Here is a 15,107-nt window from a genome sequence, read left to right as displayed (position 1 = left end):
ATCAATCGGTCACGCGTGCCGTTCGAGGGCTAAACATCGAAGAGGTTATGCGTAATCGGCGAATGTGGTCTTTCGAACTTTCTTCGATTATTGTTCGAAAATTATTCCGCCGATCGTTGAAACCGTATGTCTTTGAGAGAAAAAGAGTTATACGAATTCGGCGACTTTTATCTTGATGTCTCGGAACACCGCTTGGCTCGGCGTTCAGGCGAAAGTGTGCAGCTCTCGGAAAAGACCTTCGACACGCTTTGCGTTTTGGTCAGAAACGCGGGTCACCTTGTCAAGAAAACCGAACTGTTGGACCAGGTCTGGCCCGAATCGTTCGTTGAAGAGAACAATCTGAACAAGTGCATCCATGCGTTGCGACGCGCCCTGGGTGAGAAACCCGGGATGCGGTTCGTTGAGACGGTACAGAAGCATGGTTATCGCTTTGTTGCCGATGTTAAAAGGATCGAGCCGCTGGCGGAAGGTGTATTTCGCGCCAACGAAGATTCGATACTATCCGCAACCTATCTTAGTCGGGCGAGGGACTCGGCAGACCTCGCCGAGCGCCGCGTCTTTGATCGGCTGAGTCCGCCTGCGACCGCAGAGGATGGCCATCCCGAAATGTCGGTGACTGCAACGGAAGCCGTGCCGCCCGAAGAGCCGACCTCGGCTGCAAGATCCACTCTTATTCTAAAACTTGCAGCGATCTCGGTAATTCTGCTCGCATCCGTGGGGCTCGGACTTTACCTCTATTCAGAATATTTTTCCAACGCCGTTCGCACCGGTGGAAAGCGATCGTTCGCGGTTCTGCCAGTCAGACCGCTCAATGCTGCAAACAGGGACGACGTCTACGACTACGAGATCGGCATTGCCGAAGCCGTGATACACCAACTCAATTCGCTCAAGGGTTTTACTGTTCGGCCGATCAGCTCGACCAGACAGTATTCGGACATTGCACAAGATCCGATCGCGGCGGGACGTGAACAGAAGGTCGACTATGTGCTTGCGTCTAACTATCAGATCGCTGACGGGAGGATTCGGGTCACATCTCAACTATTGAACGTCGCCACAGGTGAGACCGACCTCACGTACAAAGGCGAGAAACCTGTGGCGGACCTTTTTGCGATGCAGGATGCGATCGCTGTTGAGATCGGAAGTCTTCTAAAGGAACGATTTTCGACCACGCGGAATCGTCCGACGGCAAAACGCGGAACTGACAACGAAGAAGCGTATCGCTTGTATCTTCACGGCGCAGCGTTGGCAGACAAACAACACCATACCGAGGTCTTTAAGGCGATCGAATGTTTTGAGAAAGCCATTCAGCTTGACCCAAACTATGCGCTGGCATACGCAAGGCTGGCAAATGCTCAGTCGACCGTGGTCGGCAATCGAAGCGGCGCTGCAGGCGAACAATATCCGAAAGCGAAAGCGGCCATCGAAAAGGCCCTGGCAATTGACGACACTCTTGCCGAAGCACACTCATATCTGGCCGAGATCAAATCTGACTTCGAACGGGATTTTGCCGGCGCTGAACGCGAGCATAAGCGAGCTTTAGAATTAGACCCGAATTCTCCGATCGCTCATCGAATGTACTCGCTTTTCCTTACTTATCTTGGACGACATGACGAATCACTGTCAGAGATCAAGACCGCCATCGACCTTGAGCCGGCATCGGTATTAAATCAACTGCTGCTGGGACGAAGCCTGCTTTTCGCTCGCCGCTACGACGAAGCGGTCACCCATTTGGAGCGAGCGGCCGAGATGGATCCTGAATTTCTCTATCCTCATCAAAGCCTCGTTATCGCATATCGTATGAAGGGCGACAACGACAAAGCCTTTGAGTCTTTCTTGAGGTCACGGATCATCGCCGGAGAAGAGCAGAGCGAGTTGCATGGGTGGCGATCAACCTATGCCTTATCCGGTTGGGATGGAATTTTTGAGCGGCAGCTTGAGAAAGCGAAGGTTCAAGAAAGGAACGGAAAGCCGAACTATAATCTGCTGGCAAACCTTTCGAGCGAACTTGGTCGCCGCGAAGAGGCGTTTGCCTATTTGGAAAAGGCTCTCGTTCAGCACGGCGGATTGACATACCTCAAAGTTCATCCGCGCTTTGACAGCTTGCGGTCCGACCCGCGTTTCGATGATCTGGTCAAACGAGCCGGTTTCGAATGATCACTGAACGCTCTGTGTACAGTTCTAAAAAAATGAATCGGACGCTTGCAGGTGTCGAGCCGATTTCCTCATAACGGCCGGGCTCCATTTTTCCCTTCCGCGGAACCGCCGTAAGCGATCTGTCTTCCCGAGCGATCATCACGGAGGTTAGCATGCATGACCGCGTCCTCGTCATCGGAGAATTTCTTCGCAAAGATCGCCGCTGGTTGCGACAGAATTGCATCAGACCGTCATTGCTTATAGCTTGATAGCTTAATTCGAAGGACAGACCGCATGCACTTGCCCCGATCTTCGAAGGTCAGCGTTTGGCGGCGGCATCAGCACTGTTCATCAAGCCGTAAACCTCATCGGCGGTCGACATCGAAACTTCACCGGGTGTGGTCATCGCCAACGCGCGATGAGCCACACCGCAGACCAACGCAAACTGGAGGTCGCTCGCTTCGAGCAGGGAGTGGATAAATCCGGAAACGAAGGCATCACCGCTCCCAACACGATCTATTACATCGATATTTCGAAAGTCTCGTGCGACGGTAACGGTTTCGCCGGGCGAGAGGCAGGCCGCTCCGAGATCATGTCGGCTCGCGGTATGCGTTTCGCGAAGCGTCGAGACGATGATCTTTAGATCCGGAAGACCATTTTGCATCGCCGCCGCCTCTCGGCACGTTAAACGACGTCCTGCCGTTCCACACCATCGATCTCTAATATCAACTCGGCACCGTAGGCTTTTGCGGGGGTCTGAAATCCCGGGGTGAAGTTGCCCGACATGATCTTCTCGGCAATGCTAAGGGCGGCAAGGGCCGTCACGGTGTAGCCTTCGGGGCCCTGTTGGCGAGCCTCGACGCGGTTGCCGTCGGCATCGCGGGCTTCACCCCACATGAGCGTTTTGCCTTTTTCGCGTTCGGCGTCGGACGGGCCGCCGGGCGGGATCTTTGACTGGAGATATTTCTGCACCGGCCTGGTCGCAAGAAGCCAACCGATATAGCGGCTCATCTTCATCGCCTTTAAGGCTCCTTTTGGCACGACGGTGAAAACCTCGATATTCGGAATACCGGTCGAGTAAAAAGCGGTCGAGACATCGCCCCAAGGGATCGTCACGCCGGTCTTGGTGACACCCTCGCCGAAGTCGATCTCGCGGGTTTTCCACGCGGCCGGAACCGCGGTTATTTTGCCGTCTTTCCGGATCGCGCCGCCACGGCCGACGTTCATCGTCATCGTCGCCTGAGTACCGTGCGAAATGCGGCCCATGCCATAGAATGCGAGCGAAAGATGCGTCGCAGACGGCAGTCGATTCTTGATATGCATGGCCAAACAATCGCTCGGGACGACATCAAATCCGACCCCCGGCATCACCATCACACTGGCATCGACGGCCTGCTTATGCATGGCCGCACACGTCTCGAAAACGCTGATCTCGCCGGTGATATCTGCGTAGTGCTTCTTGTTTCGCAGACAAGCCTTGACCATCGGCAAACTCGTTATCGAAAACGGCCCCGCACAATGCAGGACCATGTCGACTTCCTGCAACGCCGCATCCAGCTTCGCCGTGTCATCGAGCGAGAAGACGCGGTATTCAAATCCGTATTTGCCCGCCAGCTCGCTGACTTTCGCTTCGTTTCGTCCCGCGAGGATCGGCTTGAGGCCACGTTCAGCCGCATACCTCGTGATCAATTCACCCGTGTAGCCATTCGCTCCGTAGATCAGGAATGTGTTTGTCATAATTTCAATCGAACGACTATCTCACCGGTCAAGCATTGCAGAAAATATTAGGTCCGGATAAATATCAAATGAATTTTTCTTAAGACCGGAGAGGTCATAGTTTCCCGCCGTGATGACGACCATCACTTTTGTCTTGGCATCGATAACCACTTTTTGGCCGCCGTTTCCGCTGAGCTCGATGAAGCTGGACGGCCAATTATCATCTGGCCGAAATGCGAACCGCCAGATCTGATAACCATAGGTAACAACGTCACCGGTTTTCTCGTCAGACGACACTTTCGCGTGCTCTGCCATTGCGTCCGCTATCAGCTTTTGGGGCACGATCCGTTTACCGTTCCACATACCTCCGTTCACCAAAAGCAATCCGATCTTAGCGATGTCACGCGAACGGAGCCGGAGGCCCGAGTCGGCATCGGGCTGGCCCGGCTTCAGCTCGGCCCATTCATACTTGGTTATTCCGAGCGGGATGAGTAGGTGCTTCCTCGTGAATTCTTCTATGTTCGATCCTGTGGTTTTTTTGACGATCGCAGCAAGCAGCTGGGTCGTTCCGCCGCTGTACTCAAACTTGGTTCCCGGCCTTTGGATGAGCTTTCTGCTTAGCACGAACTCTATCGTATCCGGTGCCCTATTCATCTGATATGCGGTGTTTGCTGGGTTCGAATACGAGAATTCCTCGCCCCACTCGAAACCCGGAGTCATCGTGAGAGCATGGCGCACCGTAATGTTATTCTTTTCGCCTTCGGCATGGCTCGCGTATTCGGGAAAATAGGAAAAGATGGGCTGGTCGAGATCTTTGATCTTGCCTTGGGAATGCGCGATAAGAACAGCTAATGCGACAACGCTTTTCGATATGCTGCGAGTATCATGCAGCGTCTCTCTGTTGTGAGCGACAATACCGATCTCGCCCTTATGGTTATTTTCATCAGGTCCGGTGAAATATTCTTCGCAGACAAGCTTCCCGTTTCGAAAGATCAAAACGCTATGGATATTTCCATAAGTTCGTTTCAGGACCTCATTCATCCCGGCAGATACCTTTGCCTCGTCAAGCTTTACCGATCTTAGTGTTCCCGTCTGAATGCCGTCACTGAGTCTCGCCGGAGGTGAGTATTTGTAATCGGAGCTTGGCTGCGACAGTGCTGAGTGGGCGATCAGAAGTAAGATAGCCAGCAGAAAAATGGGGCTAATTGAATTGGATAAGCCTTTCATAAATTCTTCTTTACCGCAATGAAGAGGCGTCTACTGTTGCTGGCTATCGATAAGGTTTTGAACGCGGCCAACCTGGCCATCAGTCAGCCTTACCTTGATTCCGTGCGGGTGGCTCGGTGAATTTGTCAGCAGGTCTTTAACGATGCCGATGGTTTGCTTGCCGGTTCGCTGATCTTGTTTCAATACGATGGCCACCTGCGATCCCGGACGGATGTTCTTTCGTTCTCGATGCGGCATTAGCTATTGCTGTCTAGAATACAACAAGCTCTAACTTTTGAGTTTCCTCGAGTCTATCCAAAAATTCTTTACGGTCAATCTCTCTCGCCCCAAGCGCTTCCATATGCGGCGTCATCACCTGGCAGTCGAGCCACGTTGAGCCGCGTTTTCTTAAATGATCGATCAAGAATAGCAGGGCGAGTTTTGAAGCGTTTGCTACTTTGTAGAACATCGATTCGCCGCAGAAGACGCCGCCGGCGTCGATGCCGTAGACTCCGCCAACCAGGTCTACGCCATTCCATGCTTCGACACTGTGAGCCATTCCTTTATCATGCAGCTGCGAATATTCCTCAATGAACTCGCTTGTGATCCATGTGCCGTTCTGTCCGGGCCGCTTTGTTTTCGAACATTCTTCCATTACCCTTCGAAACGCTCTATCGATCGTAAAGGTGAACGATCCACCGTTCGAAGCCCGTCTGAGGCTTCGCGGCACATGCAGATCAGAGAACTCGAGGATCGCGCGTTTCGCCGGGCAATACCATGGAAGCGGGATGCCTTCCATGTACCAGGGAAAGATCCCTTTGTGGTACGCATCAATCAGATTTTCCGCAGAAAGCTCGTCACCGAACGAAACCACGTCCCTGGCGTAATAAAAAAAGTCGCCGATCAGAACCCATTCGGGGAAATCATACGATTGCGGATCGGGAAATACCATCAATGAAATTGTGTCAATATCGCAGTCTCATTGTGTAACACTTTCAGGAAATCGGAAAGAAGAGTGTCCCGCCGAAAGGGATCGGTACATCACCGCCTAACCAAAGCGGCAAATACAAACGATCGCCTCCGGAGTTAACTCACCTACCAAGTCGCGGCAGTTTCCCTGCAAATGCCGCGAACTTTTGAAGGTAAGGATACTAGACCACCTTCGTCCGCCACTTGCCTCGCCTGAAGAGCAATGCAGAAGAAACCGCGAGCAGCGAAAATGCGATCGTAATAGCCCAAAAGGCGCCTTGCGGCCCCATCCCGAAACGATATGCCAATAAATACGCCAGCGGTATCTCGAAAAGCCAGAACACGATGAAGTTGAGCCACGTCGGGGTGACAGTATCACCGGCGCCGTTGAACGCGCTTTCCATGACCATGCCAAGGCCGTAAAAAGCGTATCCGTAACCGACAATGCGAAGGCAGTCGGTACCGTAGCGTGAGACCTCGGGATCCGTCGTGAAGACTGAAATGACCAGACCCGGGAAAAGAACGAAGAACAGACCGGCGAGGCCCAGCAGGCCGGCATTCAGAAAACCTGCCGTCCATACCGATCTTTCGGCCCTGTCAGGTTTGCCGGCACCAAGGTTCTGGCCGACAAGCGTTGCCGCTGCGTTTGCAAGGCCGACGGCCGGGAGTATGACAAAGATGATCACACGCAAACCGATCTGGTATCCGGCGATCGCGACCGTACCGAATCCGGATATGACCATTACCAATCCGCTCCAGCTTAGTGTGGCGACAAGAAACTGTAGTACCGCAGTTCCCGACAAACGGATCAGGGACCAAAGCAGATGCGGGTCGAACCGCCAATGTTCGGCGTTTACCGCTAGTCTTCCGCTCTTTCGTCCGAACAAAGCCCACGCTGCATAACTGACGCCAACGGCCCGTCCGATGACGGTCGCCACCGCGGCGCCCGTGACACCCCATTCAGGAAAGAACCAAATTCCGAATATGAAAAGCGGGTCGAGGATAATGTTAAGGCCGTTAGCGATTATCAAAACACGCAACGCAATGGCGGCATCGCCCGCTCCGCGAAAAATACCGTTCAGCAAGAACAAAAAGACGATAACGAAGTTAGTACCGAACATGATCCGCATGAACGGCAACCCTATTTCGATGACCTCTGCCTCAGCACCTAGAACCCGATAGATCTGCGGAGCAAGGATCACCCCGGCGATGCCCATCACCGTCGAGACGATAAGGCCGAGGTAGACGACATGCGTCGCCGTTCGGGCCGCTCCTTCCATATCTTCTTCACCGACGCGTCTTGCCACGGTCGCCGTGGCTCCGATGCTGAGTCCTACGCTGACGGCGTAAACAAGCGCGAGTACTGATTCGGTAAGGCCAACGACGGCGACAGACGCAGGGCCGAGTTTAGCGACAAAGAAAGTATCGACGATGGCGAAAAGGGCCTCCATCGACATTTCAAGGATCATCGGGATCGCAAGGATAATTAGTGCGATGACGATCGAACCCTGCGTGAAGTTTCTTGACGTTCCGACAAACGCCTCGCGCATCACCGACGAAAACGTATTTTGCTCAAGCGTCTCAACAGACGATTCTGTCTCATTTATAGACATAACAAATTGTTCAGAGATAAAAAGGGCCGGCACCAAAAGGTGCCTTTATCGATCCATCCGGTGATGCGGGTCGCATCGCTACGGATGAGAGAAAAGCGGTTGGACTAGGCAAGTGTAATACGCATGGCAACACCTTATCACAATTGATCTGCGAAAAAAAAATTCTAACGCCGCAGGTTTCCGAAAAATTCGATCCGGACAATTGAATAAGACGGAATTCGCAACCTGAAACGGCAAAAAAAGCATCTTATTCCCGAACTGAACAAGAACCAGGGCATTTGTAGTATCATTAACGCGAAAAACGGAGAACATTATGATCAAACAGATTCGCGGCAGCACCATCTGATAACTTACGGGTGATGAGTTTGACAAGATCATCTCACCATATCGGCAGAGGCATCGTGATCGACCTGGGGACCGGCGACGGCCGATTTGTCTCTGTGTCGGCTCGCGAGAACCCCGAAACATTTTTCATCGGGATCGACCCAAACACAAAACCGCTCGAGAAGCCATCGATGAAGGCGACACGGAACCCGCGTAAGGGTGGGCTGCCGAATGCGATGTTCATCCAAGCGGCGATCGAAGACCTCCCGGATGAGTTGAGCGGGGTTGCGGACGAATTGCACATTCACTTTCCGTGGGGAAGCTTGCTCAAAGCCGTTGCGACCGGCGATCCGGCGGCCATAGCTGCGTTGCGCCGTATAATGAAAAGCGGGGCCTTACTCGAGATCGTGATCGGGATCGACCCGATTCGCGATAGGTCCGAGATCGATCGGCTGGAGATTCCTGATCTGACTCCCGTATTCCTGCACAGCTATTTGATTCCGAAATATACGTCAAACGGCTTTGGTTTCCTTCAAGCGGAAACACTGCGTTCTGAGGATTGGGCTTCGTTACCGACCTCCTGGGCACGAAAGCTTTCTGGTAATCGGGATCGATCTGTCGTGTATATGACCTTTACCGCAGTCTAGATGGTCGCGGAGCAAAGTTTCCCCAATTCATACGAAAGCTGAAGATGAAGAGTCACGGCAATATCACACGGCGCGAGTTCCTCACAAGCCTCGGGGCATTTGGCGTTGTGATCGGATTTCGGGATGTCGGCTTCGGCTTAGCTCGGCGGAAGAGCCGCTTTGAGATGCTTGTGGTTGGTGATTCGCTTATTTGGGGCCAGGGCCTGCGTGAGGAGCAAAAGTTCTACCATCTTACAAGGCAGTGGATCGCCGACGAGCTGATGGGCAGCGGCGGCGAGGTCAACCTTAACGTGAAAGCACATTCCGGTTCGACCATAAAGCTTGACCCGGACGAAAACGCCGCATTGAAACGCGGCAACCTGAATGGGGACCAAGCGTTTCATCCAGAGGTGAATGTTTCCTTTCCGACCATCGATAAACAGATCGAGAGCGCGATCGCTGACTATCCAGAACCGGGCGATGTCGACCTGATCATGATCTCGGGCGGAATCCCGGACGTCGGCGTTGCAAAAATAATCAACCCGCTTGAAAGCAACAAAAAGCTACGCGAACGGATCGATCTTTACTGCCGCGGCCATATGACCGAGGTTCTTTCCGATGCCGCCATATCTTTTCCAAACGCAGCGATCGCCATCATTGGTTATTACCCGATAATTACCCGCCACACGCCGATGAAACGGATCGTCAACGATATACTCGAACTCTACAACGTGCCGGGTTGGGCAAAGCCGCTGGTCAATAACCCGCTTAAACGGAATCTTTGGCGGCTTTGGAAAGGCAAGATGATAAAACGCTCCGAGATATGGCACGCGGAATCGACCAAGGCCTTTCAACTCGTTGTTGCGGAACTCAACCGGTCAGGCGGACGTCAGAGGGCCGTCTTTGTTCCGTCGCCGATCGAAGAGAAAACAGCATTTGGGACGGCTGATTCGCTGCTTTTCACGGTCGCTCGTCGTGGACGACCTGCCGATCCGGAAGGGACGGTGCGCGTTGCAGAATGCCGGCCCGCATTGAGCGATCTGAGAAAGAAGACCGATCTGAAATACAGCACCCGGTTCTGCGAACTCGCAAGCGTTGGCCACCCGAACATCGATGGGTCAAAGGCGTATGCCGAATCGATCAAAATTGCCTTGAAACCCCTTCTCAATGGTGCTATAAAATGAAGCCGTCCTGCATGTGAAGCTGGTTAGGTAAGCTCCCGCGTTGATACAGTGCCAAACGTATCTTCCTCAAACTAAAGGAGAGCGGCCATATGTTTACCATTGCTCATCGCTTCCCGGCGACAATTTTTCTTCTCTTGGTCTTGAATTTCATTCTTACAGCTCAAACTGCCGATCAAGATCGTACCGCAAAGCAAAAGGCCGTAGACGCATCGCTCTATACTGCCTGCATCGATGGCGACATGCCGGGCGTTCAAAGAGCCCTCAGAGACGGAGCTGATGTGAACGCTTATAACTCGAACGGGCGGACGCCTTTGATCGCTGCTGCGCTGAGTCTGCATTACCCGGTGATCGATGTCCTGCTAAAAGCAGGAGCACGTGCCGAAATGCAAAACGACGCAGGAGAAACAGCAGCCAGACTTCTCGGCCTTGCGAAGACGCCACCAGACGTGGGCGAATCCGAAGGGACGGCATTGATGCGTTTCATGGCCGAGAAGAAGGCGTATGAAAAGAAGCTGAATGATGCTGCTGCACCTGGGACCGAGCTTGCAAGGCAGATGGTCACTGCGGTTGTGAAGGGCGACATTCCAACCGCTAAGCAACTGATCGCGAAGGGGGCTTACGTTGACTTTAAGGACGCAAGATCGTCGCTCGTTCCGACCGTTCTGATCGTTGCCACTGAGAAGGGGTTTGCCGACGTGGTGGAAGAGTTGATCAATAAAGGAGTTCGAATCGACCGCCCGGATGCTCAGGGCCGAACGGCGCTTTATTATGCTGTCGGAAAGCAAAACTTGGAAATGGTCAGACTGCTGGTCCATAAGGGAGGTGCTGATCCTGGAAAGAAGGTCGGTGACCAATCGATCCTTGAGTTCGCGAAATCCAAACCGAACAAACAGATCGCAAACCTTCTAGTCTCTGCTGAATCGGAGAGAATTACGGCGGATTTTCTGGCGAATGCTGAGAAGTTCGATTTCGACGAGCTTATTAAGAACTTCAAGCTATCCCTCGACGATAACTCCAAGCCCGGCACGCCAGGAACCGGACTCACCGCTGACGAAAAAGAACTTTTCAAGGTCGTTGAAGAACGGAAGACGCTTCATTTCATGGTCGAAGGCAGCACGGACCGCGTTATCGAACTGCTTCGAAAAGGGACCAACGCGAACGTTCGCGATGCCAGCGGAAAAACGCCGCTGATGCGTGCGGCCGAGAATGACGACGGGTACCTGATAGTAACGCTGCGGAACCACGGGAATGCGGACTTGAACGCGGCGATGCCCGACGGAACCACGGCGCTTATGCTCGTTGCAAAAGCTGATATTCGCTCGGCAGTTGATTACTTGCTGCATTTCGGAGCTGATAAGAACTTGAAGGACAAGTCCGGAAAGACCGCTTATGATTATGCAGTACAGCGGAACGGCGAGGTGCTAGCAATGTTAGGCACAGCTCTCAGGCCGTCTCAGATCGCTGCGGATTCGGCCCCGCCGAAAAAGATCAGGACAGACAAAGACCAAAAGCTGCTGGAAGCGGTTGCCGCAGGCCGTCGGCCTGAACAGGGCGAAGCCGAGTACGGACAAGTTCTGTCCGATCTGCTTGCGAGCGGTTCCAGCCCAGATACGCGAGACGATCGCGGCCGGACCCTATTGATGATCGCCGCCGAAACGCAGAATTCGATGGCACTGCTGACATTGCTTAAGTCGAAGGCGGCGATCGACGAGCAAGATGTGAAAGGTATGACCGCGTTGATGCACGCCGTTCTAACCGACAATATAGCGATCGTTTCAGCGCTGCTCAAGGCAGGCGCAAAGACCGGCATTAAGAACTACGCGATGCGGACCGCTTACGACATCGCCGCCGAGAAAAAGGGATCTGTGTTTACGGTCATTGGCTATCGATTAAAGCCCCAATAGGCGCGATCGGCTGGAGCGATCAGCTTTTCGTGTGTCTTTTTAAGGCGTTGCTCGAACCAGGAGACCAAGCCAAAAATAAAACTGCCGTCTTGCGCGAACGGCAGTTCTATTACTGTGGGCACCCTACCCCGGCTGTATCTTTCTGCTTATGACCCGATCACACCATCGATAGTCTATATACGCCGACACGAACATCGCGGCAATGAAGCCGCATTGGCTTCGTGAAGGTCAAAATGAATCGCCCTGCTTCTGTTTATAACCTTCCTGCATATGTTCCGGCGTTTCATCACGATGCCAGCCGGTCGATAATGAAACCGGGAGAATAAGATCGCAATGGCGAAGATTTCCCGACGAGAATTTCTTGAAAATGCGGCCGTCGCGAGTATTTTTGCTGTGTTCGGCCGTGACATTCTTGCCCAGACCTCGCTTGCGGCTGACGAATTGAAGGTGCTTGTCGTTGGCGATTCGTTCATTTGGAACCAAGGGCTACGGGAAGAGGATAAGTTTTATTCAATTATCACCGACCGTTTTCGCAGCGGACTCGTGCCGGCCTTCTCGAAGATCGATCTGAAGGTTAAAGCTCATTCTGGCGCTCGCATCCGGCTGCATCCCAAACAGCTCGAAAAGATGAAAAAGGTCGGGCAGGAGACCGATAAGTTCTATTATCCAGAAGCTGACATCTCATTTCCTTCGATCACGACTCAATTAGATACGGCGCGAAAGGAATACCGTGATCCGAATTCGGTCGGCCTGGTGATGCTGTCCGGCGGGATCACTGATCTTGTAGTCGGGAATGCGGTGAACCCGTTTCTGAAGAAAAGCAAATTTCTGCGGATGGTACACCAATACTGTCATGTGGAAATGAAAGGTTTACTTGAGCACGTAACTGAGACATTCCCGAAAGCTAAGGTGCTGGTCTTCGGATACTTCCCCATCGTATCGACGAAAAGCGACGTCAATAAGATCGTGAAATATCTGATGAAGATAGTTCGTTTTCCGCATGAGCTGCAGTGGCTTATTACAAACGGTTTTAGTAAACAGTTCATGAAGATCGTTCGCAAAGCCACATCGAACCGTTCCCGATTGTGGTTCATCAGGTCCAATGCCGAACTCGCCGAAGCAGTTGATAACGTCAATGCTCGTTTCGACAAGCCACGGATCGCGCTTGTGGAATCGCCCGTTACCGAGGAGACCTGTTTCGCCACAAAGAACAGCCTTCTGTGGTCGCTCGATCACGACAATCTGCCGGAAGATGATCTGTATCTCGAACGCAGAGGAAAATGTCCGAAGGTTTTTCGCGAGATCAAATACAAACCATTCGGCCTGCTTTCCGTCCGCCTCTGCGAACTTGCATCCGTGGCACACGTTAATAAAGCCGGCTCGATAGCGTATGCAAATGCGGCGTTACCAAAGGTGCTGGAGCTTTTCCGATAGGGTCTTTTTTTGCCGGTTTGAGTTAGAATCCTCACATGGCGGCGGCTTTAATAACTTCGGCATCGGCCAGATGGCGTGAATGGACAATATTCGCGTTGGCGGTAGTTTCTTTTTTTTCCCTTTTCTTCATTCCGCGATTCGGGCAGGACCCTGCATATCATGATTTTGCGGATCGCCGCGCATTCATGGGCATCCCGAACTTCTTTGATGTCGCGTCGAACGCCGTTTACTTGATCGTAGGTGCTCTTGGCCTATGGCTTTGCGTGAGGCGGAGCTTATCTATCGCCTGGATAGTGCTCTTTGCAGGCGTGTTTCTCGTCAGTTTAGGATCTGGTTATTATCACTGGCATCCGACGAATACGACGCTTGTTTGGGACCGACTGCCGATGACGGTCGGGTTCATGGGCCTGTTTACGGCACTTTTGTGCGAGCATGTCGGTAAACGTTCAGAATACCTGCTTTTGCCACTTCTCATACTCGGAGCCGCAAGCGTTCTTTACTGGCATTTTACCGACGACCTTCGTTTTTATGCCTGGGTTCAGGCATTTCCGCTGCTTACGATCCCGGTTGTGATGGCGCTCTTCCCGGCGGAGTATTCACATCGCTGGATGCTGCTTGCCGCGCTCGGACTTTACATATCGGCAAAGTTCACGGAGGTTTATGACGATTCTATTTTGCGCGCGACGGGAAACGTCTTCAGCGGCCATACGATCAAGCATCTTCTTTCCGGGGTCGGCAGCCTTTTCCTCTACGTTATGCTGAGAAATCGGCGGCGTGTTGCACCGGGCAGCGGGCACCGATAGTCGACATCCCTTTCGCTCGCTCTTGCAACTAAGCTTTTTCGCCTGTCACAATAAAGGTTTGGCAATGAAGATCGCAGTAGCAATGAGCGGCGGCGTCGATAGTTCGGCGGCTGCGGCATTATTAAAGGAACAGGGGCACGAACTCGTCGGCTTCACGATGCAGTTGTGGAATCAACGGCGCGGCATCAGTGTCGACGAGAACGGCGATCCGCTGCCAAGCCGCTGCTGTTCGCTCGACGATGTTTACGACGCCAGACGCGTAGCCGACACGCTCGGCATTCCATTCTATGTGCTCAACCTTGAGAAAGACTTTGAACGGGACGTCGTCGAGCCGTTCGTACAAAGCTATCTTTCGGGTGAAACGCCGATCCCATGCGTAGCCTGTAACTCCCGGCTAAAGTTCGCTTCGCTCGACAGGATGGCAGTCTCGCTCGGGTGTGACAAGGTCGCGACCGGGCATTATGCGCGTGTCGAGTTTGACGAAGCTGCAAACCGTTATCGACTGTTTCGCGGAAGGAATCATTGGAAGGATCAAAGTTACTTTCTTTGGGAACTGACGCAGGACCAACTTTCGCGATCGTACTTTCCGCTTGGCGAAATGGAGAAAAGCGAGGTGCGCGATATTGCACGCGAGGCCAACCTTTACACGGCGGAGAAACAAGAGTCACAGGAGATCTGTTTTGTTCCCGACGGCAAGTATTCCGAGTTCATCGACCGTTACCTTGAGCACGAGGGCCGCAGCGATGAGATGCCGGCGGGCGGCGAGATCGTGAACACTACGGGTGAGACGGTCGGTTCTCACACCGGCATACACCGATACACGATCGGCCAGCGGCGGGGCCTCGGGATAGCTCACGAAAAGCCGCTTTACGTTGTGCAGATCGAACGCGCCCGAAACCGGATAATTGTAGGTGAAGCCGACGAGCTCGACTCGATCGAATTCACCGCGAAAGGAGTTAACTGGGTCGCATTCGACGAGCCTGCGGAAGCGGTGCGGGCAATGGTCAAGATCCGATACCGCCACGAGCCAGCCGCGGCGACGATCTACGTCCTCCCTGATGCTTCCGCGCGAATAGTTTTCGACGAGCCGCAACGGGCAGTAACACCTGGCCAGGCCACTATCTTCTATGACATCGAAACGTGTGAAGAGGTCGTCGGAGGCGGTTGGATAATCAAATAAGGTAAAGATAAGGAC

The 15,107-nt window shown here is 53.0% G+C and carries 13 protein-coding genes; 7 read left to right on the top strand and 6 right to left on the bottom strand.

Annotated elements, in window-relative coordinates; all coding sequences use genetic code 11:
• Positions 1–126 precede the first annotated feature (126 nt).
• The gene (locus IPM28_11775) at positions 127–2,154 is read left to right on the top strand and encodes a winged helix-turn-helix domain-containing protein (protein ID MBK9173658.1); all 2,028 of its coding nucleotides are present in this window, start codon (positions 127–129) and stop codon (positions 2,152–2,154) included.
• Between the two features lie 298 nt (positions 2,155–2,452).
• Here IPM28_11775 and IPM28_11770 read toward each other — a convergent pair whose 3' ends face one another.
• The 6 genes from IPM28_11770 to IPM28_11745 all read right to left on the bottom strand — a co-directional run bounded on the left by IPM28_11770 (position 2,453) and on the right by IPM28_11745 (position 7,637).
• The gene (locus tag IPM28_11770; protein MBK9173657.1) at positions 2,453–2,797 is read right to left on the bottom strand and encodes a hypothetical protein; all 345 of its coding nucleotides are present in this window, start codon (positions 2,795–2,797) and stop codon (positions 2,453–2,455) included.
• Positions 2,798–2,817: 20 nt separating this feature from the next.
• On the bottom strand, positions 2,818–3,870 hold the full coding sequence (locus IPM28_11765; protein ID MBK9173656.1) for a saccharopine dehydrogenase NADP-binding domain-containing protein: 1,053 nt from the start codon (positions 3,868–3,870) through the stop codon (positions 2,818–2,820).
• A gap of 21 nt (positions 3,871–3,891) precedes the next feature.
• Positions 3,892–5,076 carry a serine hydrolase gene (locus tag IPM28_11760; protein MBK9173655.1) on the bottom strand — a complete coding sequence of 395 codons (1,185 nt, stop codon included), beginning with the start codon at positions 5,074–5,076 and terminating at the stop codon, positions 3,892–3,894.
• 30 nt (positions 5,077–5,106) lie between these two features.
• Positions 5,107–5,313, bottom strand: a complete 207-nt coding sequence (locus IPM28_11755; GenBank protein MBK9173654.1) for a YwbE family protein — start codon at positions 5,311–5,313, stop codon at positions 5,107–5,109.
• Between the two features lie 13 nt (positions 5,314–5,326).
• Complete coding sequence (locus IPM28_11750; protein ID MBK9173653.1) at positions 5,327–6,007, bottom strand: leucyl/phenylalanyl-tRNA--protein transferase; 681 nt, start codon at positions 6,005–6,007, stop codon at positions 5,327–5,329.
• Positions 6,008–6,206: 199 nt separating this feature from the next.
• Positions 6,207–7,637: an MATE family efflux transporter gene (locus tag IPM28_11745; protein MBK9173652.1), complete on the bottom strand. Its 1,431-nt coding sequence runs from the start codon at positions 7,635–7,637 to the stop codon at positions 6,207–6,209.
• A gap of 359 nt (positions 7,638–7,996) precedes the next feature.
• Between IPM28_11745 and IPM28_11740 the strand changes: the two genes are divergently transcribed.
• The 6 genes from IPM28_11740 to mnmA all read left to right on the top strand — a co-directional run bounded on the left by IPM28_11740 (position 7,997) and on the right by mnmA (position 15,092).
• On the top strand, positions 7,997–8,608 hold the full coding sequence (locus IPM28_11740) for a hypothetical protein (GenBank protein MBK9173651.1): 612 nt from the start codon (positions 7,997–7,999) through the stop codon (positions 8,606–8,608).
• Positions 8,609–8,652: 44 nt separating this feature from the next.
• A complete protein-coding gene (locus IPM28_11735; protein MBK9173650.1) occupies positions 8,653–9,771 on the top strand; it encodes a hypothetical protein in 1,119 nt (372 codons plus the stop codon).
• Between the two features lie 89 nt (positions 9,772–9,860).
• Entirely contained in the window at positions 9,861–11,675 is a 1,815-nt protein-coding gene (locus IPM28_11730; GenBank protein MBK9173649.1) for an ankyrin repeat domain-containing protein, read from the top strand.
• A 333-nt stretch (positions 11,676–12,008) separates the two neighbouring features.
• Complete coding sequence (locus tag IPM28_11725; GenBank protein ID MBK9173648.1) at positions 12,009–13,109, top strand: hypothetical protein; 1,101 nt, start codon at positions 12,009–12,011, stop codon at positions 13,107–13,109.
• Between the two features lie 35 nt (positions 13,110–13,144).
• On the top strand, positions 13,145–13,912 hold the full coding sequence (locus tag IPM28_11720; protein MBK9173647.1) for a ceramidase domain-containing protein: 768 nt from the start codon (positions 13,145–13,147) through the stop codon (positions 13,910–13,912).
• Between the two features lie 64 nt (positions 13,913–13,976).
• On the top strand, positions 13,977–15,092 hold the full coding sequence (mnmA, locus tag IPM28_11715; protein ID MBK9173646.1) for a tRNA 2-thiouridine(34) synthase MnmA: 1,116 nt from the start codon (positions 13,977–13,979) through the stop codon (positions 15,090–15,092).
• Positions 15,093–15,107 lie beyond the last annotated feature (15 nt).

The organism is Chloracidobacterium sp., from assembly GCA_016716305.1.
In the GTDB taxonomy this organism is placed as follows: domain Bacteria; phylum Acidobacteriota; class Blastocatellia; order Pyrinomonadales; family Pyrinomonadaceae; genus OLB17.
The sequence above is the reverse complement of the archived record's forward strand: the minus strand, read 5'-3'. Positions and strand labels throughout refer to the sequence as shown.

Coding starts and splice junctions, on each gene's coding strand:
- IPM28_11735 (MBK9173650.1), top strand. CDS start 8,653: ATGAAGAGTCACGGCAATATCACACGGCGCGAGTTCCTCACAAGCCTC.
- IPM28_11770 (MBK9173657.1), bottom strand. CDS start 2,797: ATGCAAAATGGTCTTCCGGATCTAAAGATCATCGTCTCGACGCTTCGC.
- IPM28_11745 (MBK9173652.1), bottom strand. CDS start 7,637: ATGTCTATAAATGAGACAGAATCGTCTGTTGAGACGCTTGAGCAAAAT.
- IPM28_11760 (MBK9173655.1), bottom strand. CDS start 5,076: ATGAAAGGCTTATCCAATTCAATTAGCCCCATTTTTCTGCTGGCTATC.
- IPM28_11755 (MBK9173654.1), bottom strand. CDS start 5,313: ATGCCGCATCGAGAACGAAAGAACATCCGTCCGGGATCGCAGGTGGCC.
- mnmA (MBK9173646.1), top strand. CDS start 13,977: ATGAAGATCGCAGTAGCAATGAGCGGCGGCGTCGATAGTTCGGCGGCT.
- IPM28_11740 (MBK9173651.1), top strand. CDS start 7,997: ATGAGTTTGACAAGATCATCTCACCATATCGGCAGAGGCATCGTGATC.
- IPM28_11775 (MBK9173658.1), top strand. CDS start 127: ATGTCTTTGAGAGAAAAAGAGTTATACGAATTCGGCGACTTTTATCTT.
- IPM28_11765 (MBK9173656.1), bottom strand. CDS start 3,870: ATGACAAACACATTCCTGATCTACGGAGCGAATGGCTACACGGGTGAA.
- IPM28_11730 (MBK9173649.1), top strand. CDS start 9,861: ATGTTTACCATTGCTCATCGCTTCCCGGCGACAATTTTTCTTCTCTTG.
- IPM28_11725 (MBK9173648.1), top strand. CDS start 12,009: ATGGCGAAGATTTCCCGACGAGAATTTCTTGAAAATGCGGCCGTCGCG.
- IPM28_11750 (MBK9173653.1), bottom strand. CDS start 6,007: ATGGTATTTCCCGATCCGCAATCGTATGATTTCCCCGAATGGGTTCTG.
- IPM28_11720 (MBK9173647.1), top strand. CDS start 13,145: ATGGCGGCGGCTTTAATAACTTCGGCATCGGCCAGATGGCGTGAATGG.